The sequence below is a fragment of the Tritonibacter scottomollicae genome (genome assembly GCF_003003215.1).
Taxonomy (GTDB): domain Bacteria; phylum Pseudomonadota; class Alphaproteobacteria; order Rhodobacterales; family Rhodobacteraceae; genus Epibacterium; species Epibacterium scottomollicae.
Genome location: NZ_PVUF01000002.1, coordinates 70,813 through 91,543, shown reverse-complemented (window position 1 = coordinate 91,543; position 20,731 = coordinate 70,813). Strand labels below are relative to the sequence as shown.

Below are 20,731 nucleotides of genomic sequence, written 5' to 3'. Positions count from 1 at the left end.
CCTGGGACGGTCGCACCGCGGATACAACAACACCCAGCTATGCGGATCGCAGGGCTGGGTGCATGTCGTGATCGTGGAGCAATCTTTGAACGCTGGTGTCTTCAGTCAGAGCCAATCGCGCAGGATAGGGATCAGCGGAATGTCCGCGGGAGGCATCGGATAGTCGCGCAGCTCCTGCGCTCGTGCCCATTTCAGAACCTGACCTTCGCGCGCCTGCGGAATGCCTTCCCACTTTCGGCAGGCAAAGAGTGGCATCAGCAGATGGAAGGTTTCGTAGCTGTGGCTGGCAAACGTCAGCGGCGCGAGGCAGCTTGACCAGGTGTTGATGCCGAGCTCTTCCTGCAATTCGCGGATCAGGGCCTCTTCCGGTGTTTCGCCGGGCTCCAGCTTGCCGCCGGGAAACTCCCACAGGCCTGCCATGGACTTGCCCTCAGGGCGTTGCGCCAAGAGGATACGGCCCTCCACATCGATCAGGGCGACTGCTGAAACCAGTACCACCTTTTTGCCTTGGGTCATGGTCATGAGCGGTAATCTGCATTGATGGTGATGTACTGGTGGGTCAAGTCACAGGTCCAGACGGTCGACGTTCCATCCCCGAGGCCGAGATCAACTTTGATCGCGATCTCTGCCTTTTGCATTTCTGCAGCTCCCTGTTCTTCCTTGTAGGTGGGGGCGACCCAACCGTTTTCGGCCACCAGAACATCGCCGAAAGAGATCGACAGGAGATCGCGGTCCGCTTTGGCACCGGATTTTCCGATGGCCATGACAACACGGCCCCAATTGGGATCCTCGCCAGCGATGGCCGTCTTCACCAGCGGCGAATTTGCGATCGTCAAACCGTGGATCTTGGCGTCGGCATCGGTTGCGGCACCGGTCACCTGAATTTCAACAAATTTTGTCGCGCCTTCGCCGTCACGCACAACCTGATGTGCAAGGTCGAGCATGACAGTTCTCAGTCCCTTGGCGAAGTCTGCGTTACCGGTCGCATCCACACCCGACGCACCCGTTGCGCAGAGCATCAGACTGTCCGAGGTCGAGGTGTCGCTGTCGACCGTGATGCAGTTAAAGGAGGTTTCATTCTGGGCAGAGAGTAGCGCCTGCAGGCTCGCTTGTTCGTAGGCGGCATCTGTAAAGATATAGACCAGCATCGTTGCCATGTCGGGCGCGACCATGCCGGATCCCTTGGCGATACCGGCAATCTGCACAGGTTTGCCATCAATCTCCACCGTGGTGGAGGCGCCTTTGGCGAAGGTATCCGTTGTCATGATCGCTTCGGCGGCGGCCTTCATTTCGGTATCAGACAGACCCGCGTTCAGCTCGTCGAGTTTCACAACGATCCGATCATGAGGCAGGGGTTCACCAATGACACCTGTCGATGCGGTGAAAATACGCGTTTGCGGCAGGTTGGTGAGCGCCGCAACCGCCGCGGTGATTTCCGCGACGGAGGATTGGCCATAGTGCCCAGTAAAAGCGTTGGAATTGCCGGAGTTCACCAAAATGGCAGCCCCTTGATCCGTTCCCCCGCCAAGCTTTTCCTGGCAGTCCAGAACCGGTGCTGAGCGCGTCGCAGAGCGGGTAAACACGCCCGCAACCGACGTGCCGGGGTCCATGACCGCAAGCATAACGTCGGTACGACCCTGATACTTCACCCCCGCAGCGGCGGCGGCGAAACGCACGCCACCAATCGCGGGCAAGGCGGGAAACTCGGCTGGGGCGAGCGGAGAACGGGGCAGAGATTTTGCCATCTTGGATTTCCAGTTTCAGAAAGGCAGAAGGAGATCAGTTGTTGATCAGGCTCATATCGCGCAGGATGGACGGGTCCAGATCGTCGATCACGGGGCGTTCAATGGTCGCGTTCGCCGTCAGTTGGCTGACGCGATCCTCCACGGCCTGAACCGAGAGTTCCTGCGCGATCTCATCCCGCACCTCGTCAAACTCCGGGGCCTCCAGCTTGCGGCGCTCGTTGAGCTTGATCACATGCCACCCGAACTGGGTTTTCACAGGTTCGGACACACCGCCGGCACGCAAATCCATGACGGCCTCTTCAAACTCCGGCACCATCTGACCGTTGGTGAACCAACCCAGTGCACCACCATTTGGGCCGGATGGGCCGGTTGATGATTCCTTTGCCAAGGCGGCGAAATCTGCACCCTCGTCCAGCTGACTTTTGATTTCGTTGGCTTCTTCTTCCGTCTCAACCAGAATATGCGCGGCGTCGAATTCGTCTCCGCCATCCCCGGTGGAATAGCGCGCGTCATAAGCGTCACGGATCGCATCCTCAGACTGGGAGCTTTCCATGATCGCTTCGATCACCTCAGAGGCCAGCAGAGAGCGTTGCTCGTTTTCCACAGAAAGACGGACGCGTTCGGGAACTTCACCGTGCAGCTGCTGTTTCAGCGTGGTTTGCTGGACCAGCTGATCCAGCAGAGCCTTGAACAGAACATCATCCGGCAGGCTTTGGTATTGCGCTGGCAATTTGGAGCGCGCGACGATCATGTGACCTACCGTGATCTCTTCGCCGTTCACCTTTGCGACGACGGTCTGTGCGTTTTGATCGGCATATGCGGGGATCGCGAGGCCAAAAACTGTGGCGGCCACGACGCTTTGCAAAAAAGTGAGACCTTTGCGCATGGAAACTATCCTATCTTGGTGCCGCGACGGGTCGCGGCGTTGACACTTATTTTCCTGCCCCTTACATCGCCATAAGGCCTGCGGCAGGACCGTCTTTCCACCATTGTTTATGGGTTGAGAACACGGCGGGCAAGCCTGCCGCTAAACAAGGCCGTGAACAGGACTTTTGGAGCGCACATGCTGGGTATCGGAACTCTCGCCAAAAAGGTCTTCGGCACGCCGAATGACCGCAAAATCAAGGCGACACGGCCGCTGATTGCAAAAATCAACGCGCTGGAGCCTGAGTTCGAGGCGATGAGTGACCAGGAGGTGAGGGATAAGACCGAGGATCTGCGTAAGCGGGCTCTCGCTGGTGAAAGTCTGGACGACCTTCTGCCCGAAGCCTTTGCCAACGCACGTGAGGCTGCCCGCCGGGCGCTTGGTCTGCGGGCCTTCGACACCCAGTTGATGGGTGGCATCTTCCTGCATCAAGGTAACATTTCCGAGATGAAGACCGGGGAAGGCAAAACGCTTGTTGCGACCCTTCCGGCCTATCTCAACGCGCTCACCGGCAAGGGTGTGCATGTGGTCACGGTGAACGAATATCTCGCCAAACGCGACAGCGAGTGGATGAGCAAGGTGTTCGACGCGCTGGGTATGACCACCGGGGTGATCTATTCCAATCAGCCCGAGGCGGAGAAGATGGCCGCCTATCAGTGCGATGTGACCTACGCCACCAACAACGAGCTGGGTTTCGACTACCTGCGGGACAATATGAAGCCCTCGCTGGATCAGGTGTTTCAGAAGCACCACAACTTTGCGATCGTTGATGAGGTGGACTCGATCCTGATCGACGAGGCGCGCACACCGCTGATCATTTCTGGCCCGGCTGAAGATCGCTCTGAGCTGTATGAAACCATCGACAAGCTGATCCCGACGCTGGACGATGAACACTTTGAGATCGACGAAAAAACACGCGGCGTGACCTTTACCGACGACGGTAACGAGTTCCTTGAACAGTCGCTGCTGCAGGCCGGTCTGCTGGAAGAGGGCGCAAGCCTTTACGATCCAGAGAGCACCACCGTGGTGCATCACGTCAATCAGGCGCTGCGCGCGCACAAACTGTTCCAGCGCGACAAAGACTACATCGTGCGTGACGGGAATGTGGTTCTGATCGATGAGTTCACTGGCCGTATGATGCCTGGTCGCCGCCTTTCGGATGGCCTGCATCAGGCGATCGAGGCAAAAGAAGGCACACAGATCCAGCCTGAAAATACCACGCTGGCATCGGTCACTTTCCAGAACTACTTCCGTCTCTATAGCAAGCTGTCGGGCATGACCGGCACTGCAATGACCGAAGCAGAGGAATTTGCCGAAATCTATGGTCTTGGCGCCGTCGCCGTGCCGACCAACCGGCCTATTGCCCGTGTGGATGAGGACGATCAGGTCTATCGCACCGCCACCGAGAAATACGCAGCGATGATCGCGGACGCCAAGGTTGCGCATGAGAAGGGTCAACCGGTCCTTCTGGGTACGACCTCTATCGAGAAATCCGATCTGCTGAGCAATCTGCTGCAGGAGGAAGGCATCGCGCACAACGTGCTGAACGCCCGTCACCACGAGCAGGAAGCCAAGATCGTTGCCGAAGCCGGGCGCTACGCTGCGGTCACCATCGCCACCAATATGGCCGGTCGCGGCACCGATATTCAGCTCGGCGGGAATGTCGATCTGAAGGTGATGGAAGCGCTGGAGGCCAACCCGGACGCAGATCCGGCGGCTTTGCGTGCAGACGAAGAAGCCAAGCACGCGGAAGAGAAACAGAAGGTGTTGGACGCCGGTGGTCTGTTCGTGATGGCTTCCGAGCGTCACGAAAGCCGCCGCATCGACAACCAGCTGCGCGGTCGATCCGGCCGTCAGGGGGACCCGGGCCGCACCCGTTTCTACCTCAGCCTCGAGGATGATCTGATGCGGATCTTTGGCTCCGAGCGCTTGGACAAGCTTTTGTCCGGCCTCGGCATGCAGGAAGGCGAGGCGATCGTGCACCCTTGGGTGAACAAGTCGCTGGAACGTGCCCAGGCCAAGGTCGAGGGCCGCAACTTCGACATGCGCAAGAACGTGCTGAAGTTTGATGACGTGATGAACGACCAGCGCAAGGTGGTCTTTGCTCAGCGGCGCGAGATCATGGCCTCTGACGATACCCATGAAATCGTCACCGACATGCGTCACGAGGTTATCGACGATCTGATCGACACGTATATGCCGCCCAAGACCTATGCCGACCAATGGGATACCGAAGGTCTGCACGAAGACGTAAAGGACAAGCTCAGCATTGACGTCCCGGTTGTCGAATGGGCAGCCGAAGAGGGTGTCGATGATGAACAAATCCGTGAGCGTCTGGTCGAAGCATCCGACAAGCTGATGGCCGAAAAAGTCGAGGCCTTTGGCGAAGAAGGCATGAGCAACATCGAGAAACAGGTTCTGTTGCAAGCGATCGACGCCAAATGGCGCGAACACCTGCTGACTCTCGAACATTTGCGCTCCGTCGTGGGTTTCCGGGGCTATGCGCAGCGCGATCCGCTGAACGAGTACAAGAACGAAAGCTTCCAGCTGTTCGAGACGATGCTCGATTCGCTACGGGAAGCTGTCACGCAGCAATTGTCCCGCGTGCGCCCGCTGAGCGAAGACGAACAGCGTGAAATGATGATGCAAATGGCCGCACGTCAGTCTGCGGCGCAGCAGGCCGCTGCACCAGCGGAGGAGCCGCTTGCAGAAGAGCCACGTGCGGGATTCGTCGAATCTGATCCAAGCACCTGGGGGAACCCGTCGCGGAACGACAAATGCCCCTGTGGATCCGGCAAGAAGTTTAAGCACTGTCATGGAAAGTTGGGTTAAACCCACCGAATTGGCAAAAACGATTAAAGACTGTGGCAATGGCCGTGTTCTGTCCCGGTGCTTGCCACAGTCTGGCCGCCTTCGCTCGATACCATTCCTTAACCTTTTGAGGTGAGGAGAGTTTGTATGGGTACACGAGTGACAGTCCTGATCGTCGCGGCTACCGCCGTTTGCGCATTGGGGACCGGTTTGTACATGCAGCAAACCGCGGACTTGCAACGCGCAACGGCGGAGGCGCAGTCCTCAGGACCAGCCGCCTTGCCGGCAGAACCGGAAACGGGAAAGCTCGTCTTTCAAGATGTCGCTTTCACCTCGGCGAGACCGCTTGAACGGTCGCCTCAATCCAGTGCGGATGACGTTCGTGCAGAAATGTCGAGCTGTGATGGGGTCATGCTGCTGTCAGCGCGTCCTGATGCGCTGCTTCAGGTTGACCTCAGCGCGCCCTGTCGCGCGGGCGAGCGATTTACGCTGCACCATGGCGGGGTAATGATAACCCATGCTTTGGATGCAGAGGGAAAGTTCTCTGGCGTTGTTCCGGCCCTCGTATCGCGCGCGGTGGTGATCGCGGATTTTGCGTCCGGGCGGGATCTCGACGCGGTTGTTACCGTCGATGATCTCGACACTGTGGAGCGTGTTGTTCTGCAATGGCAGGGCGAGAGTGGCCTTGAGGTCCACGCGCTGGAGTTTGGCGCCACCTATGGCGAGCCGGGCCACGTGTGGAAAGGATCTGAGGCAAGTTTTGCTGCGGGGCAGGTTCTGTCTTTAGGGGACTCAGATCAGATTGCGGCACAGCGTGTCGAAGTTTACACGCTGCCAAAGGATGCTGGGACTGGAGCAGTTTCCGTATCGATCGAAGCGGAGATCACTGCTCTCAACTGCGACCGCTTGATCGATGCGCAACTGATGGAATATCGCGGGGACCGCTTGCAGACACGGGATCTGACCCTGAACATTCCGGAATGTTCTGCCGTTGGTGATTTTCTGGTGTTGAATAATCTCGTCGAAAGTCTGAAAATCGCCGCCAACTGACGGGGACGACACCGGGATTTCTCATGAGCTATTTTCGTGCGGCGGTTTGCGCCGCACTCTGTTTTTTCGGCGCAAGCTTTCCGGTTCTGGGACAAGACGTGACGCTGTCCTCGCCCGATGGTGCTATCGAGGTGACAGGTAACCTGTTGGGCTTCGATGGCGAGTTCTATCGCGTGGACACTCAGTTCGGCGAGCTGACCGTGGATGGATCGGGTGTGCGGTGTGATGGACCGGGTTGTCCTAGTCTGTCGGATTATGTCGCGGAACTCACGTTTTCCGGGTCATCAACCATGGCGGACGTGCTTCTCCCGGCATTGATCGAGGGCTTTGCCCTGCGAAACGGGTTCCAGACCGCGCGCGAACAATATGATGCGCGGCAGTTTGAATATACGCTGTTGCGGGATGGGCGCGTGGCGGCGAGGTTCAATTTCCATATCAGCAGTACTGACGAAGGTTTTGCTGACCTCCTTGCGAACCAGGCGGATATTGTCATGGCTCTGCGGGAGATTCGGGAGGCAGAACACATCCTCGCTACAGAGGCCGGGATGGGCGACATGTCAGTGTCGAACCGCGGTCGGGTTTTGGCCCTGGATGCGATGGTTCCGATCGTGGCACCGACCAATCCGGTCCGGCGCATTTCCCTGCCTCAATTGGCACAGATCTACGCCGGACAAATCACCAACTGGCAAGAACTGGATGGCCCGGACGCACCGATTACGGTCCATTTGTCAGTGGCGGGATCGGGTTTGGCACAGGCGGTGGAGGACAAGTTGTTGACCCCCGCTGCCCTATCACTCTCTGCAGAGATCCGGCGACATGATCGTAGCGATACTCTGGTGCGAACTGTGGCCACGGATCCGTTTGCAATTGGCATTGCCAGCTATTCTGAAACCGGCACGGCAAGAATACTTACGCTGACCGGGAGTTGCGGTTTCTCTCTCAGTGCGGGGCGTCGAACGATCAAGACCGAGGACTATCCGCTGACCGCACCGATGTTTCTTTATTTGCCAGCGCATCGGTTGCCACGGGTCGCGCGGGACTTTCTGACCTATGTGCGCGGCCCGGCGGCACAGATAGTTATTCGCCGCGCCGGTTTCGTCGATCAGGCTGCCGAGCGTATCCCACTTGCGGCTCAGGGCGAGCGTCTCAGCAACGCGATCAAGGCTGCGGGCGAAGACACTCCCTTAGAAGAGTTGCAACGCATGATTTCCGGTCTGGATGGCCTGCAGCGTCTGACGACCTCTTTTCGGTTCGAAACCGGCTCTTCCCGGCCTGACGCGCAGTCTCGCAACAACGTGGACCTGCTCGCCAGAGAACTTGAGGCGGGTGTATATGATGGCAAGCGTATGGTCTTTGTCGGTTTCTCAGATGGTGAAGGTCCCGCCGATACCAATCGGGCCATCTCACTCAAACGCGCCGAGGTTGTGCGGCAAGCTGTGGAGCGCGCAGCGGAAACTGCAAACCTGGATCGTATCTTTCTCGAAACCGAAGCCTATGGTGAGACTCTACCGATCGCCTGCAACAACAGCGCATGGGGTCGGCAGGCGAATAGGCGCGTTGAAGTCTGGGTGAAATAGATAGGCCCCGCGCGTTTGGCCGGGGCAATACACTTCGGTAGTCATCGGCAAGAAAAACGTCCAAGCAATCATATAGCTCCGACTTTAAAAAACGAGCTACCTAATAACAGCAATGGCGGATGGCGCCCGCATGGAATTGAAAACCGCTGCGTGTGTTCCGCAATGCCCCGCCAAAGCGGTGGCACCATCAAATATATCTCAGAAAATTGGGACAGGCTGTCCTGATTTAACAGATCGACTGGTCGAGTTGACTCACAGTACCGTTGAACGCACCATTCGGCCCATCGCCATCGGTTGCCAAGACAGTCTTTTCTTAGGTCAAGAAGCCTCGGCGTAGGACTGGGACTTCATAGCCTCGGTCATAAAAATCTGTAGACTTAACGGGTTCACTTCGCACGGTTATCTGACCTGGATGCTCATCGACATTGTTAGTTTTCATCGAAAAGACCGATCAGTGAACTCCAGCCCTGGCAATACGCCCAGCCATATGGTCAGAACAGTGTCGGCTCAGCATCATTGCGTTAACCTGAAAAGCGCCCCGGGTCCCGAGGCGCTTTCCTATGTAACGGCAGCGCATCAACTTCGTAGCATCATCAATGCAGCGCTGCCCGAGCTGTAGCCGCCGTTTATATCGTTCATTTGCGAGCGCGTGAGGTAGCGATTGACCAGATCGTCCATTTTGTCGCCAGCGATGAACTCAGAAGGCTTGTCGGTACCAAGGACTTCCTGGGCTTTGCGCTTGTAGACATCGACCGCCTTGTCAATGTCCATCTGGGTTACCTCTTTCGGCAACCCAAGTGCCACTTGCATGAAGTCGGTCATGGCTTGCTGGCCCATGATGGTAAACCATTGCGAGCTCGCACTGGGCCCCTTGTCCTCGTCATTCATCGTGCGCAGTTCTTCAAGCGCGTCCTCAAACTCTTGGTCTGCATCACTTTCATCGCTCTGGAACAGCCCGTTCAACTCACGTTCGGCGATTTGCGAATAGTAGGTGATGAAAAATTCGCTTTCGCCTGCCGCTTCTGCATTGGTGCGATATGCATCACTGAGCGTGCTCATCTGATAGGGGCCCGTCAGCTCGCTCAGGTCATCAGTTTCGAAAAGCTCAACCGCCTTGTCTTTGTAGATGGCAAGCTGCTCTTCAATAGTCAGTTCATCAAAGGTCTGATCTGGTGCGAGGGCCGTATTCACATCCAAAGCGGTTTGCAGGAACCTCGGCACACCGGTCTGCCCCATGATACTGTACCAGCCTGCATCGATCTTTGCGGTCTCAGAGGCCGCTAAGCTATCGTCGTCGACGACGTCGTTCTCACTGAAAGAGAATTTCAGGATCGTTTCAGCTGTTCGCAAGTTTGCCGAGATTTCGCCATTTCGCATGCCAGATTCGGCTGCTTTTTCGCGGTAGATATCCATTATGTTGTCGAGGTTCCCGGCATCGGCAAAGACATTGGGGTCATCAGTCCCAAACACTTCGATAGCCTTTTCCCGGTATACGCGCATCGCGTCACTGGTCTTTAGGGACTCGATATTGTCGGGCAGTTCCAGCGTGATTTTCATGAAATCTACCAGCGGTTCCTGACGAGAAATATAGTCCCACTCTTCATTGAGGGCGGCGTCTCGGGCCACCATCTGTCCCAATATCTGATCCGCGAGTTGGGCGGTTTTTGCTATGTCTTCCGGCAGATCGCCATCGACGGTCGCGCGTGTCTTATAGGCGGCGACAAGCACGTCCTTGTTTTCGGCGGAGAAGAAGACAGTGGGGTCGTCAGTTCCGAACACGATCTTTGCACGGTCCTGATATGCTTGGATAAGCTCATCGTCTTCAAGGCCCGATGCGGCGGCCGGCATGCGCAAGGTCGTGTTGAAAAAATCTGTCAACGTATCTCGCTGAATAATGTCTTCCCACTGATCCTGAACCGAGGTAACGCCCGGAACATCGTCTATCGCTCCGTTGATCTCTTTCATTGAAAGATCAAATTCGCGCAGGGCTCTTTCCTTGACGCTGAGTTGTGAAAAATCGTTTTCATCAGGCTCGCCAAAAACCTCGAGCATTGCGCGTTTGGCAAATAGAGCTGTGCGCATGGTCTCATCAACTTCGCCCACCGCTTCCTCGAAAGAGGCCGATTGGAATTTGTTGACCACCGCTTCCATGGCCTTGCTGTCGCTGGTCATGGGAGATTGGCCAGGACCAAACCCAAATGCATTCGAAAATTCGACATAGCGCTCGTCGTTCATCGTGTTCGCAAGCGCGTCTTTGGCAGAGGTGCCCTCGTTCAGCGCACGCTGCAGAAGCGCACGGTAATTGATCTCCTCTTCGAGACCAAACGCCTTAACCGCCACCTGAAGCAGGCGGCGGTCATTGAGAAGGTCATCACTAGAAGTGACTTTGCCGATCTCCTCGGCAAAGTACTCGCTCTCGTTCTTTAACTGACCAGACTGAACAAAGGCGTCATATTGCCGGTCGTAGGTCGATTGCAGAAAATTCCAGCCCGCAACCCCAGATGATGGAATGAGCGGAGTGAAAGTCATTGTGATCTTACGGCCATGAGCCGTTCCTCTCGCGGCAGCAAGGCACGTAAGGCCTTGAGGCAGCGATAATGGTTGTTGCTGATCACTGCTTCAGTTGCCTCTGACAAGGCCGCGCGGCTGTCCGGGTCGGTGAAGACCTGACTCAGCTCCTCGATGCGACGCAACATTGGCAGGCGATCTTCCTCTGGGTCGATATCGCCAGACAAAACCAGCTGTGCTGAATAGCATACCCGACGTACCGGTGTATTCGCTTGCTCAGGATGGATCGCATCCCTGAGGCGCAGGATATGCGCGTCGGGTGTGACGATCGACAGGCGACTGCGGCGATCTCCGTTCTCGATCACTGCTCCGTTGACCAAGACACGCTCTTTTGGTGCGAGTTTAAGGACCAATCCACTCATTTTCAGGACGCTCCGCTTCTGAGGCCACGCATGATGGCCGTGTTGATTTCTACTAGCGGCTGGACCGAAGCCTTGCGAGCCAGGACCTTGCTGCTGTGTTCACGCGTGAAGCGGGCCAGATGAAACAGGCGTTGTTTCAACTCGACTGGCAGTTTGTTGCCATCCTTGGCCAAATCCGAAGTGAAGAGCGCCCAGAGTTTACGATTGTCGGAAACTGCTGCAACGAGCTCTTTGAAGCCGTCCGATCCCTTGCTATTCGCCGCGATCATCCGATGCGTGATACGTGCAAGGATCTCATATTCGGTGTTTCGTGCGGTGCGGGTAGGGGCTTTTGCCGCCGCGTAGGCGCTCTTCGCCTTTAGAAGGGCATTCACGTGTTATCCTAACGTATTAGTTATTCACTGATTCTCAGAGAAGTAAGGTGGTCAGGGCGCGATCATGCGCCCTGACCGGTAGCCTGTTAGCGGAAGAGTTGGAGCAGCGCGCCCGGCGCTTCGTTCGCGATGGTCAGCGATTGAACCGCGAGTTCTTGCTGGGTCTGCAGAGCGCTCAGTCGTGCGGAGGCTTCTTCCATGTTGGTGTCGGTCATGGTCGAAACGCCCATAGTCATCGAGTCGACCAGATTGCCAACGAATTCGGACTGATCGTCGAGGCGTGCTGAATCAGCACCCAGCGCAGCGGCACCGGTGATAGCGGTCTGTAGGAAGGTTTCGATTTCTGCAAGCGCAGAGGATGCAGTGGCGGTATCTGTGATTGTAGTCAGCGACGAAGAGAGATCGAGGTTGGACTCGAAGTTGACGGAGGCGATCGTGATCTCCACCGCAGTCACTGCGCCGCCTGCGCCGACGCGGTCAAGGGATGCAAGAACGCCAACATTGGTCGCGCCATTGCCATCCACATCGTCGGCCAGCAGGTTTGCACCGTTGAATTGAGCCGCCGAGATGATCGCTGTAACCTGATCGACCTTAGAGCTGATGTCGTCCTGAATTTTGCCGTGGTCAACGTTTTCAGATTGAGCGGAAACGACCAGCTCCTTAATTTCGGTGAGCTTCTCAACGATCTGCTCTGCCCCTGCGGATGCAACGGCAACAGTTGCCTCGCCGATGGACAGACCTTCTTCGATGGCTTCAAAGCCAGCGATATCGGATTCCATGGTCTTGGAAATCGCCCAGACGGCTGCGTTGTCTTTTGCGACGCCGATTTCCTTACCGGTGGAGATGGATTTTTGAGTTTCGTTCAGGTCGTCATTCACAGACTTGAGAGTCTGAAGTGCAACCATTGCGCCATTGTTCGTCAGAATGCTGGACATAGCATAAGTTCCTTTGAGTTAGGGCACTTTAGCCCCTGATATGGTAATCCCAGCTCCGTTACCGGAGCTTTCTCTGTGGTCATTCTGACTGTGCTTTACCTAGCGGTTTCCGCGCCACCTCGCCTGAGATGCAAGGTGACATTGGCGTATGAGGTCCTAAGAGAGTGCTAAAGCTGCAATTTGCATTTTTAAAATTGTCCAGACCTCCAAGCGATTTAAGCGCGCTTCTCCAGCTTCATGCTGCCACTGGTCGTATAGGACGTGCGCTGGCCGGAGCGGTTGTATACTTCCAACCCCCTGCGCACCTTGCGCAGCTCGGCCATCCGGGTTGCCACAGCTTTGATCCCCTGCATCGCGCTTCCCAGTAGTGCCTGGTTGCGCGTTACCTTGCTGTGGACTGTGTCCAGCGCGCCCTGTTCAAGGTCGGTGATCCGGTTGAGCTTGTCGAATAGCTCTTCCTTCCGAGCAAGAATGCCTTCCAGTTTATCCAGTTCGCCTTGTGTCAGGGCACTGCGTTCTTCTTCGAGCAGCTCGTCGAGTGCATTGATGAGGGTTTGCGGGGTCTGGTCTGTAAGTGCGCTCATTCTTGCGCCTCCTTCAGTGAGTTGTAGATGGATTCTGCCAAGCCGATGCCGCCGGATTCGGCCATCGCACGCGCTTGCTCATTGACGAGGAGACTGGCGAATTGATCTTCGCCGGACCCACCACCAAAGGCTTCGGGCGATTTCCCCAGGCCGGCTGACTTCAGCATTTCAGATAAAAACGAGGCTTCGAGATCGATCGCAGCCTGACGCAGCATGGTGTCCCGAGGGTCGGCGACCTGCTGCAAAGGAGCCGCCGCAGAGGGCAGCGAAACGTTTGATACGGGCATTTTGCCTCAGTCCTTTGTGTGTCGAATTCTTCGATTTTGTCAGTTTGAACAAAAACCGGTTAAAATTGCCGTAACCGGTTTGAGTTATTTAGGAGGGACACGAGATAGAACATCCGGTGGAACATGATTACGAAACTCCTTTCGACTCAATCAGTTGGCAGCACGCCTGCTGAGTCGACTCAGCGCTCCGACCCAAAGCGACTTAGGGGGGACACCTTCGAGTCCGTTCTTGCCGGTGGCGCGAATAAGAAAGCCCAGACCTCTGCACGCGATGCCATGCATTCGGAGATGCAAGAGGGCGAAACGCCAGTTCAACCAAAGGAATCGATCACTCATGACGCCAAGGGTGACGGCGAGCCCAAGACTGAGGTGCCCGACACCGAGGTGAGTGGAGACCCTTCAAAGGAAATCTCTGAAGCGTCACCCGATGAAGAGGGGGATGCATCGTCGCTCGAGCGGGAGACAGATCTGCCTGACGAGCCTGTCGAGGCGAGCTCCGATGGGCCAAAAGAACAGCCTCTGATGGATATCCCGCTCCAGAGCACCCGAACTGACCCCGATTCTACGCAAGGTGAGATGCTGCAGTCGGCCGAGGTGTCTGCCCAGGTACAAGAAGCTGCCGTCAAAACGGGTTCTGATGGTGCTGTTTTGCCCCCGGCCCCGGGTAGCAGCGCGACGGCGGCGAAATCCGATGTCACTCTTGATGGAAAAGCTGCTGCGCGTGCACCAGACGGCCTCGCGTCAAAGGGTGGAGCTGATACGGCTCCTCAGAGCGGCGCGCTTCCCATTTCGGCGAAGGAAATGGGGGGCGAGACTTCACCGCGTGCGGATATTGCGACCGATCAGAAACTTCGAAACAGCACTTCGGTTCTGCTGGACGGGCATCGGGAGGTGGCACGACAGCAACCTGCCGCCGTCCGGTCTCAGGCTGAGGTTCCGCACGCAGCGCTCACAAAGCCTGAGGGGCAAACTCCGGGCAAACCAGTGACTGCCGAACTGCAGGACACTCCCGTTCGACTGCGCGAAATGCCTCAGACGGTACAGGCTGTGGCGATGTCACCCACCGTGCGAGCTCAGGCGAATATAGCTGACGTGCGGGTGGCAAATCCTGCTGGTGGCGTGCAGACGACCGCGCAATCACAGAGCCTGGTAGCCAATACGGTACTTCAGTCGACTTCGGCGGTGGTGACAGCTATCGCGGGCAGCGAACATACGCCTCGCCCCGGTGAAGAGATTCTGACACAGCGCGGGGCCGAGAGTTTTGCATTGCCGCAGATGCTTGCCGAAGCGTCGGTACGCTCAGGCGCATCGAGTTTTCGTGCAGAAACACCGCGTCACGTAGCGCAGCAGTTGGCTGAGGCAGTCGCCACTGCTGGCAAACGCAACGTCGATGTATCACTGAACCCGCGCGAACTTGGCCATGTCAACATGCGGGTCACGACAACGGATGTCGGGGTCACCGTCGTTATCAATGCAGAACGGCCCGAGACCGAAGACTTGATGCGGCGGCACATTCAGGACCTCGCTCGCGAATTCAAGGATATGGGGTTCTCCGATATTTCCTTCGAATTCGGATCTGATGCCCAGACTGGGCAATCAGGTGACGGCGACAGCTCTGGCGATACTGGTGGAGCCGGCCTTCAAGGTGCGGGAGATGCGATTGAGGAGGGTCAGTCCGATCTGCCCCTGTCGCAACACTTAAACATTGCAGCCGATGGGCTGGATATGAGAATTTGAGAGGATGACTATGGAACTTTCCGGGACAGGCGTTCTGCAGCCTACAAATAGTGGCGGTGGAGCCGCTGGTAGCCAATCCGCAACGTCGGCGTTGACGTCCGATTTCGAGACTTTTCTGCGGCTGATGACGACACAGGCGAAGTATCAGGATCCGTTGGAGCCGATGGATTCGTCAGACTATACCGCGCAGCTGGCGCAGTTCTCCTCGGTTGAACAGCAGGTCATGACCAATGAAACACTGACCAGCATGCTGAGCGCGCTGTCGCTGTCGAACATGTCTCAATTGACCGGCTGGGTTGGTAAAGAGGTTCGTGCGCAGGCCGCCGCCCACTTTGACGGATCGACCCCGGTTGCCATCGCACCAAATCCGGCTGCTGTTGCCGATGAGGTGAAGATGGTCATTTATGATGCAGAAGAGAATGAAGTCGGGCGTATCGATCTTCCGGTCTCTGCCGAACCCTACCAGTGGCAGGGGGACAATGGCGATGGTGAGACCTTGCCAGAGGGTTCCTATACATTCGTTGTCGAAAGTTATTCCGATGATGAAGTGATCCTGTCCGAGGTTGCGGAAGTCTACGGTCGCGTCGAGGAAACCCAGAGCGTCAACGGTGAAGTTGCCTTGATCCTCGAGAGCGGAAGCGCCATCCTTGCATCCTCGGTCACCGCGCTTCGGGATCCGGATGCCGACACTGGCTCCTCCTGACCTGCGGCATTGACTAGGCCCCTCTGATCGCCGGGGCGTGGCGGCGATGCGAACGGCGGAGCAGAAATGCTGACACCGGAGCAGACACAGACAGACCCAGCCCTGTTTCGCCATCTTGCGCGGCAGGGCTGGTCTCTATTGGAGCCGACCCAGCTGCTGGGGGGGCGTAGCAATCATGTCTGGAAATCCGGCGATCTTGTGGTGAAACTCTACCCCGCCCGTCGCAGCAACCCACTGTTTGCAAACGACCCGATCCGGGAGCGCGAGGTCCTCAAGGCGCTGGGCGGCACTGGCATGGCGCCACGCTACATCGCGCATGGATCGTGGGAGAATCAGGACTGGTTGATCTACAGCCATCTTGCTGGCGCGCCTTGGCAGGAGGACACAGCGCATGTGGCACGGTTGCTGGGGATCTTGCACGATCAGGCAGGTTTCGATGACCTTCCAAAGGGATGCAATGGATCGCGCGCGCTGGAAGCACAAACTGTGACGATCCTGCAGGAGTGTCCGGGCGGAAAAGCGTTGATGGACTGCAAACCTATCGGCCTGGTGCCTGCCGTCGCGCAGACCTGCCTTATTCATGGTGATCCGGTTCCGGGCAATCTACTGGCGCATGACGGGACGTTGGCGCTGATCGATTGGCAATGTCCTCAGAACGGTGATCCGGCAGAGGATCTGGCGATGTTCCTGTCACCGGCGATGCAGTCGCTTTATCGTGGGAATGTTCTGACGCGTGATGAAGAAGCGCAATTCGCTGCCGCATATCCGGATCATCGCGTTGTCGCACGGTACTACGCGCTGAAGCCCTGGTTCCACTGGCGCATGGCGGCCTACTGCTGCTGGCGTGGAGATCTTGATGCGATGGGGCTGGAGATGGCCGCGCTTCAGTCCAGCAAACCCAGAGCCGCATAGGCAGGCGGCATCAAAGCACGGCGCGCACGGCCCAGCGGAAACTTCGGCAATCGTTGCATGATCCTGGAGTAGGGGAGAGTTGGTGCCTTGCCTTGCACGAGGTCGCCCAACAATGCGCCCGCATAGCTGCCCATCGCAACGCCATTGCCGTGATAGCACAGCCCGGCAAACAGGCCTGGATGCTCGGGCACGGCCCCCACAAACGGAACGAGGTTGCGCGACAGGCAGACCATGCCAGACCAGCTATGGGTGGTTTCAACCTGACGCCAGGCGGGGAACAGTTGCTCGAAATGGCGGCGCAGCAGGGCGCGGATCTTAGCTTCTGAGCGGGGAGACGATGTCAGACCGCCGCGCATGCCAAACAGAAAACGACCGTCGGGCATCAGGCGAAAATAATGCAGCATATGACGGGTGTCATAGGCCATTTGCGCCGTGCTCCATCCTTGCGCGGCCTGTTCTTCTGGCGTGATCGGCCTTGTTACCATCACCGTCGACTGCGCGGGCATGTAACGTCCGCCAAGCCAGTCAGGCAGGTTTTCACTGGAGTAACCATTGGTGGCGATGACCAAGCGCGATGCGCTCAACCGGCCCTTGGGGCTGGAGATATGCCACCGCCCACCATTGTTCTGCACGTCGAGAGCTGCACTGTTTTGATATAGTTCCGCCCCTGCGGACTGCGCAGCGCTCGCAAGCCCAAATAGATATTTGCGCGGGTTGAGAGCGAAGCCCGTTGGTGTGGTCAGGGCACCATGGAATTCGCCCCCAAGCCCGTTTTTGACGAGATCGGGGCCATCGATGAATTCGGCCCCTGAGGCACGCGCTTCTTTCATCAGCGCGTCCCGTGCCTTGGGGCGGTGCGCCATAACCGTTTCACCTTGCGAGTGGGTGTCAGCGTTGATGCCATGGCGGGCAATCAGATGTTCAACAAGGTGGACAGCGCTCTCCTCGCCCGCCTGATAGACCTGCGGCTCGCGCTCCCCGTGCAGGCGCGCCATTGCGTGTGAGCCGAGTTTGGCCCCGCCGATGCAACAAAAACCGCCATTGCGCCCGGACGCCCCCCAGCCGGGTGTCTCGGCCTCCAGCACCGCGACCTCGAGACCTGCTTCGGCCAAATGCAGCGCTGTGGAGAGGCCGGTGAAACCGCCCCCTACAATAGCCACATCCACCTGCCGGGTATCTTCGAGGCGCGGCCAGCTCGGGGCGGGGCAGGTCTCGTCCCACCAGCAATTACTGCGCGGGCCGAGACCATAGGCATAGTCGGGGAAGATCCGGCGCATCATGTTGCGCGTACCGCTTCCTGTTCCTCCCGTCGTTGTTTCACCAGCGCCCGTTTGCTGACCAGTGAGGCGCTGATCACGCCAACTGTCACGATGCCGATCATGATGGTCGACAGCGCGTTGATCTCCGGGCTGACCCCAAGACGCACCGCCGAGAAGATCTTGATCGGCAGGGTGGTTGCGGCAGGGCCTGTGGTGAACGAGGCGATCACCAGATCGTCCAGCGACAGAGTGAAGGCCAGAAGCCAGCCGGAGACCACCGCTGGCGCGATGATCGGCAGGGTCACCAGCCGGAAGGCCTGCGCCTGCGAACAGCCCAGATCCCGCGCCGCCTCTTCCAGCGACATGTCAAAGGTCGCCAGCCGCGAGGAGACCACCACCGAGACGTAGCACATGGAAAAGGTGGTATGCGCCAGCACGATGGTCAGCACGCCGCGGTCCAGCCCAATGCCGATGAACAGCAGCAGCAGCGACAGACCGGTGATCACCTCGGGCATCACCAGCGGCGCATAGATCATACCGGAAAACAGGGTCCGGCCCAGAAAGCGGCCGCTGCGCACCATGACGTAGGCGGCCATGGTGCCCAGCACGGTGGCAATGCTGGAGGAGATTACCGCAACTTTGATCGTGACCCAGGCAGCTTGCAGCATCGCCTCGTTCTGCATCAGCTCGCCGTACCATTTCGTCGAGAACCCAGACCAGACCGTCACCAGCTTGCTTTCGTTGAAGGAAAACAGGATCAGGATCAGCATCGGGATATAGAGAAAGGCAAAGCCCAGCGTCAGCGAGACCACATTGAATGCGCTCAGACGTTTCATGCGTCGCCCTCCTGTTCTTTCTGCTGGTTACGCTGGAACAGCACGATCGGCACCACCAGGATCAGCAAGAGGATCACCGCCACGGCGCTTGCCACCGGCCAGTCCCGGTTGGAGAAGAACTCCTCCCACAGCACCTTGCCGATCATCAGCGTATCCGACCCGCCCAGCAGTGAGGGGATCACGAATTCGCCCATCGCCGGAATGAAGACGAGGAAACAGCCTGCGATGATGCCGCCCTTGGAGAGGGGTATGGTCACCAGCCAGAAGGCCGACATGCGCGAACAGCCGAGATCCTCGGCGGCTTCGATCAGGCTGTCGTCCATGCGCTCCAGAGCCGCATAGATCGGCAAGATCATGAATGGCAGATAGGTATAGACGATGCCGATATAGACCGCGGTGGTGGTGTTCAGGATCTGCAGCGGTTCTGACACCAGACCCGTCCACATCAGGAACTGATTGAGGAAGCCTTCGTTCGACAGGATTCCCTTCCACGCATAGACGCGGATCAGGAAGGAGGTCCAGAACGGCAGAATCACGAGCATCATCAGCGTCGGGCGCCATTCCTGCGGTGCGCGGGCCATGCCATAGGCGATCGGGTAGCCCACGATCAGCGTCAGCAAGGTCGAGGTGAGCGCGATCTGCAGGCTGCTGAGATAGGCCTTCCAGTAGAGGTCATCCTCTATGAGCCATGTGAAGTTCTCGAAATCCAGCTGTGACAGGAAGGCCCAGATGCCTTCAACCCAGTCGAATTGCGGAACATAGGGCGGGCGCGCAATGGCCGCATCCGACAACGAGATTTTCAGAACGATGACAAAGGGCACCAGAAACAGCGCCAGGAGCCAGACATAAGGGACGGCGATCAGGACAAAGCGGCGCATCAGTCGGCCAACAAGACGCCGCCGGTGGCTGTCCAGGACAGCCAGACGGTGTCTTCCCAAGTGTAGGCACGGCGCGAAATGCGGCGGGTGTTCGCCGTCTGCGCCTTGATCACATCCCCGGTGGGCAGCTCCACGTGATAGGTGGAGAGATTGCCGAGATAGGCGATGTCCAGCACCTTGCCCTGAACCACATTGTCAGCCCCTTCGGGCTTGTCGGCGCTGATGGTGACCTTTTCGGGCCGGATCGCCAGATGCGCGGTTTGCCCGTCGGAGATCGCATTGGGCGACTTGATGGTCAGCGGCGCCGCGCCCTCGCGCCAATGCAGGGCATAAGTATCCTCGCCGGTGGCGGTGGCCTGACCCTGGATGAGGTTCACGTCTCCAATGAAATCAGCCACATATGACGAATTCGGCGCTTCGTAGATGTCGGCGGGGGTGGCCACCTGGATCACCTTGCCATTGTCCATCACCGCGACCCGGCTGGCCACGGTCATCGCCTCTTCCTGATCGTGGGTCACGATCACGAAGGTGGTGCCGGTTTTTTCCTGGATGTCCATCAGCTCGAACTGGGTCTCCTCGCGCAGCTTGCGGTCCAGCGCGCCGAGTGGTTCATCGAGCAGCAGTAATTTCGGAGCTTTGGCGAGGCTGCGGGCCAAGGCAACTCGCTGGCGTTGGCCGCCGGAGATCTGATGCGGCTTGCGGCGGGCGAATTTCTCCAGTCGCGTCAACCGCAGCATTTCTTCAACGCGGGCGGCGATCTCGGCGCGGGGCATGCCCTCGCGCTTGAGACCGAAGGCGATGTTTTCCCAGATGCTCAGATGCGGGAACAGCGCATAGGACTGGAACATCATGTTGACCGCGCGCTGGTTCGGCGGAACGGGGGCAATATCCTGACCAGCAAGGAAAATCTTGCCCTCAGTAGGGGCTTCGAACCCGGCGAGCATGCGCATCATCGTGGTTTTGCCACAGCCCGATGGCCCCAGTAGCGCAAAGAACTCGCACTCGAAGATGTCGATGGTCAGGTCGTCGATCGCGGTGAAATCGCCAAAGCGCTTGGTCACGTTCTGGAACTGGATCAGCGGCTTCGCCTGCGGATCGGTCCAGGGTTCAAAAACCGGTACTGCCAAATCTGCCCCCATGCGGGCGGCGTGTGGCCGGCCCGTTCTTGTCTGTCAGTGAGGGCAGGGC

Annotated in this window: 19 protein-coding genes; 6 read left to right on the top strand and 13 right to left on the bottom strand. The window is 57.9% G+C overall.

All coding sequences use genetic code 11. The features are described 5' to 3' along the window. Positions 1-105 precede the first annotated feature (105 nt). Genes mutT through CLV89_RS04320 form a run of 3 tightly spaced genes read right to left on the bottom strand, consistent with a single transcriptional unit; the run spans position 106 to position 2,631 of the window. Positions 106-516 (bottom strand): 8-oxo-dGTP diphosphatase MutT, encoded by a 411-nt coding sequence (gene mutT, locus CLV89_RS04330; protein ID WP_106162713.1) that lies wholly within the window; start codon positions 514-516, stop codon positions 106-108. A gap of 2 nt (positions 517-518) precedes the next feature. Beyond that, positions 519-1,745 (bottom strand): bifunctional glutamate N-acetyltransferase/amino-acid acetyltransferase ArgJ, encoded by a 1,227-nt coding sequence (gene argJ / locus CLV89_RS04325; protein WP_106162418.1) that lies wholly within the window; start codon positions 1,743-1,745, stop codon positions 519-521. 34 nt (positions 1,746-1,779) lie between these two features. Then, positions 1,780-2,631, bottom strand: a complete 852-nt coding sequence (locus CLV89_RS04320) for a peptidylprolyl isomerase (RefSeq protein ID WP_106162417.1) — start codon at positions 2,629-2,631, stop codon at positions 1,780-1,782. Between the two features lie 177 nt (positions 2,632-2,808). Here CLV89_RS04320 and secA point away from each other — a divergent pair, with 177 nt between their 5' ends. From secA to CLV89_RS04305, 3 genes are all read left to right on the top strand, one after another. Beyond that, positions 2,809-5,502, top strand: coding sequence for a preprotein translocase subunit SecA (gene secA, locus CLV89_RS04315; protein WP_106162416.1), 2,694 nt, complete (start codon positions 2,809-2,811; stop codon positions 5,500-5,502). Between the two features lie 390 nt (positions 5,503-5,892). Further along, a complete protein-coding gene (locus tag CLV89_RS04310) occupies positions 5,893-6,531 on the top strand; it encodes a hypothetical protein (protein WP_243394929.1) in 639 nt (212 codons plus the stop codon). Positions 6,532-6,554: 23 nt separating this feature from the next. Next, positions 6,555-8,108 carry a phosphate ABC transporter substrate-binding/OmpA family protein gene (locus CLV89_RS04305; protein WP_106162414.1) on the top strand — a complete coding sequence of 518 codons (1,554 nt, stop codon included), beginning with the start codon at positions 6,555-6,557 and terminating at the stop codon, positions 8,106-8,108. Between the two features lie 576 nt (positions 8,109-8,684). Here CLV89_RS04305 and CLV89_RS04300 read toward each other — a convergent pair. The 6 genes from CLV89_RS04300 to CLV89_RS04275 all read right to left on the bottom strand — a co-directional run bounded on the left by CLV89_RS04300 (position 8,685) and on the right by CLV89_RS04275 (position 13,218). After that, positions 8,685-10,637 carry a DUF1217 domain-containing protein gene (locus CLV89_RS04300; protein WP_106162413.1) on the bottom strand — a complete coding sequence of 651 codons (1,953 nt, stop codon included), beginning with the start codon at positions 10,635-10,637 and terminating at the stop codon, positions 8,685-8,687. After that, positions 10,634-11,038, bottom strand: coding sequence for a flagellar biosynthesis repressor FlbT (gene flbT / locus CLV89_RS04295; protein WP_106162412.1), 405 nt, complete (start codon positions 11,036-11,038; stop codon positions 10,634-10,636). Before flbT ends, CLV89_RS04300 begins: the two co-directional genes overlap by 4 nt. Positions 11,039-11,040: 2 nt before the next feature. Next, positions 11,041-11,412 (bottom strand): flagellar biosynthesis regulator FlaF, encoded by a 372-nt coding sequence (flaF, locus tag CLV89_RS04290; protein WP_106162411.1) that lies wholly within the window; start codon positions 11,410-11,412, stop codon positions 11,041-11,043. An 86-nt stretch (positions 11,413-11,498) separates the two neighbouring features. Next, positions 11,499-12,347 (bottom strand): flagellin N-terminal helical domain-containing protein, encoded by an 849-nt coding sequence (locus CLV89_RS04285; protein ID WP_106162410.1) that lies wholly within the window; start codon positions 12,345-12,347, stop codon positions 11,499-11,501. A gap of 215 nt (positions 12,348-12,562) precedes the next feature. Further along, positions 12,563-12,931, bottom strand: coding sequence for a flagellar export chaperone FlgN (gene flgN / locus CLV89_RS04280; protein ID WP_106162409.1), 369 nt, complete (start codon positions 12,929-12,931; stop codon positions 12,563-12,565). After that, entirely contained in the window at positions 12,928-13,218 is a 291-nt protein-coding gene (locus CLV89_RS04275) for a rod-binding protein (protein WP_106162408.1), read from the bottom strand. Before CLV89_RS04275 ends, flgN begins: the two co-directional genes overlap by 4 nt. A gap of 123 nt (positions 13,219-13,341) precedes the next feature. On the opposite strand from CLV89_RS04275, the gene fliK reads away from it, so the two are divergent. From fliK to CLV89_RS04260, 3 genes are all read left to right on the top strand, one after another. Continuing rightward, positions 13,342-14,955, top strand: coding sequence for a flagellar hook-length control protein FliK (gene fliK, locus CLV89_RS04270; protein WP_106162407.1), 1,614 nt, complete (start codon positions 13,342-13,344; stop codon positions 14,953-14,955). 4 nt (positions 14,956-14,959) lie between these two features. Further along, positions 14,960-15,658 carry a flagellar hook assembly protein FlgD gene (locus CLV89_RS04265; protein WP_207796881.1) on the top strand — a complete coding sequence of 233 codons (699 nt, stop codon included), beginning with the start codon at positions 14,960-14,962 and terminating at the stop codon, positions 15,656-15,658. Between the two features lie 66 nt (positions 15,659-15,724). Further along, positions 15,725-16,570 carry a phosphotransferase family protein gene (locus tag CLV89_RS04260; RefSeq protein WP_106162405.1) on the top strand — a complete coding sequence of 282 codons (846 nt, stop codon included), beginning with the start codon at positions 15,725-15,727 and terminating at the stop codon, positions 16,568-16,570. On the opposite strand, the gene CLV89_RS04255 is transcribed toward CLV89_RS04260, so the two are convergent. The 4 genes from CLV89_RS04255 to CLV89_RS04240 are packed head-to-tail and all read right to left on the bottom strand — an operon-like array spanning position 16,543 to position 20,682. Continuing rightward, entirely contained in the window at positions 16,543-17,850 is a 1,308-nt protein-coding gene (locus tag CLV89_RS04255; RefSeq protein ID WP_106162404.1) for an NAD(P)/FAD-dependent oxidoreductase, read from the bottom strand. The genes CLV89_RS04260 and CLV89_RS04255 overlap by 28 nt on opposite strands. Beyond that, entirely contained in the window at positions 17,847-18,665 is an 819-nt protein-coding gene (locus CLV89_RS04250; protein WP_106162403.1) for an ABC transporter permease, read from the bottom strand. The genes CLV89_RS04255 and CLV89_RS04250 overlap by 4 nt, the downstream gene beginning before the upstream one ends. Next, the gene (locus CLV89_RS04245) at positions 18,662-19,543 is read right to left on the bottom strand and encodes an ABC transporter permease subunit (protein ID WP_243394928.1); all 882 of its coding nucleotides are present in this window, start codon (positions 19,541-19,543) and stop codon (positions 18,662-18,664) included. Before CLV89_RS04245 ends, CLV89_RS04250 begins: the two co-directional genes overlap by 4 nt. Beyond that, positions 19,543-20,682 carry an ABC transporter ATP-binding protein gene (locus CLV89_RS04240; RefSeq protein ID WP_207796880.1) on the bottom strand — a complete coding sequence of 380 codons (1,140 nt, stop codon included), beginning with the start codon at positions 20,680-20,682 and terminating at the stop codon, positions 19,543-19,545. The genes CLV89_RS04245 and CLV89_RS04240 overlap by 1 nt, the downstream gene beginning before the upstream one ends. Positions 20,683-20,731: the final 49 nt, after the last annotated feature.

Excerpts from the sequence above, each read along its gene's own strand:
- CLV89_RS04285 (WP_106162410.1), bottom strand. The coding sequence starts at position 12,347 with ATGTCCAGCATTCTGACGAACAATGGCGCAATGGTTGCACTTCAGACT.
- CLV89_RS04305 (WP_106162414.1), top strand. The coding sequence starts at position 6,555 with ATGAGCTATTTTCGTGCGGCGGTTTGCGCCGCACTCTGTTTTTTCGGC.
- fliK (WP_106162407.1), top strand. The coding sequence starts at position 13,342 with ATGATTACGAAACTCCTTTCGACTCAATCAGTTGGCAGCACGCCTGCT.
- CLV89_RS04260 (WP_106162405.1), top strand. The coding sequence starts at position 15,725 with ATGCTGACACCGGAGCAGACACAGACAGACCCAGCCCTGTTTCGCCAT.
- secA (WP_106162416.1), top strand. The coding sequence starts at position 2,809 with ATGCTGGGTATCGGAACTCTCGCCAAAAAGGTCTTCGGCACGCCGAAT.
- CLV89_RS04275 (WP_106162408.1), bottom strand. The coding sequence starts at position 13,218 with ATGCCCGTATCAAACGTTTCGCTGCCCTCTGCGGCGGCTCCTTTGCAG.
- mutT (WP_106162713.1), bottom strand. The coding sequence starts at position 516 with ATGACCCAAGGCAAAAAGGTGGTACTGGTTTCAGCAGTCGCCCTGATC.
- CLV89_RS04320 (WP_106162417.1), bottom strand. The coding sequence starts at position 2,631 with ATGCGCAAAGGTCTCACTTTTTTGCAAAGCGTCGTGGCCGCCACAGTT.
- CLV89_RS04250 (WP_106162403.1), bottom strand. The coding sequence starts at position 18,665 with ATGAAACGTCTGAGCGCATTCAATGTGGTCTCGCTGACGCTGGGCTTT.
- CLV89_RS04300 (WP_106162413.1), bottom strand. The coding sequence starts at position 10,637 with ATGACTTTCACTCCGCTCATTCCATCATCTGGGGTTGCGGGCTGGAAT.
- CLV89_RS04245 (WP_243394928.1), bottom strand. The coding sequence starts at position 19,543 with ATGCGCCGCTTTGTCCTGATCGCCGTCCCTTATGTCTGGCTCCTGGCG.
- CLV89_RS04265 (WP_207796881.1), top strand. The coding sequence starts at position 14,960 with ATGACTATGGAACTTTCCGGGACAGGCGTTCTGCAGCCTACAAATAGT.
- CLV89_RS04255 (WP_106162404.1), bottom strand. The coding sequence starts at position 17,850 with ATGATGCGCCGGATCTTCCCCGACTATGCCTATGGTCTCGGCCCGCGC.
- flgN (WP_106162409.1), bottom strand. The coding sequence starts at position 12,931 with ATGAGCGCACTTACAGACCAGACCCCGCAAACCCTCATCAATGCACTC.
- CLV89_RS04240 (WP_207796880.1), bottom strand. The coding sequence starts at position 20,682 with ATGGGGGCAGATTTGGCAGTACCGGTTTTTGAACCCTGGACCGATCCG.
- argJ (WP_106162418.1), bottom strand. The coding sequence starts at position 1,745 with ATGGCAAAATCTCTGCCCCGTTCTCCGCTCGCCCCAGCCGAGTTTCCC.
- flbT (WP_106162412.1), bottom strand. The coding sequence starts at position 11,038 with ATGAGTGGATTGGTCCTTAAACTCGCACCAAAAGAGCGTGTCTTGGTC.
- CLV89_RS04310 (WP_243394929.1), top strand. The coding sequence starts at position 5,893 with ATGCTGCTGTCAGCGCGTCCTGATGCGCTGCTTCAGGTTGACCTCAGC.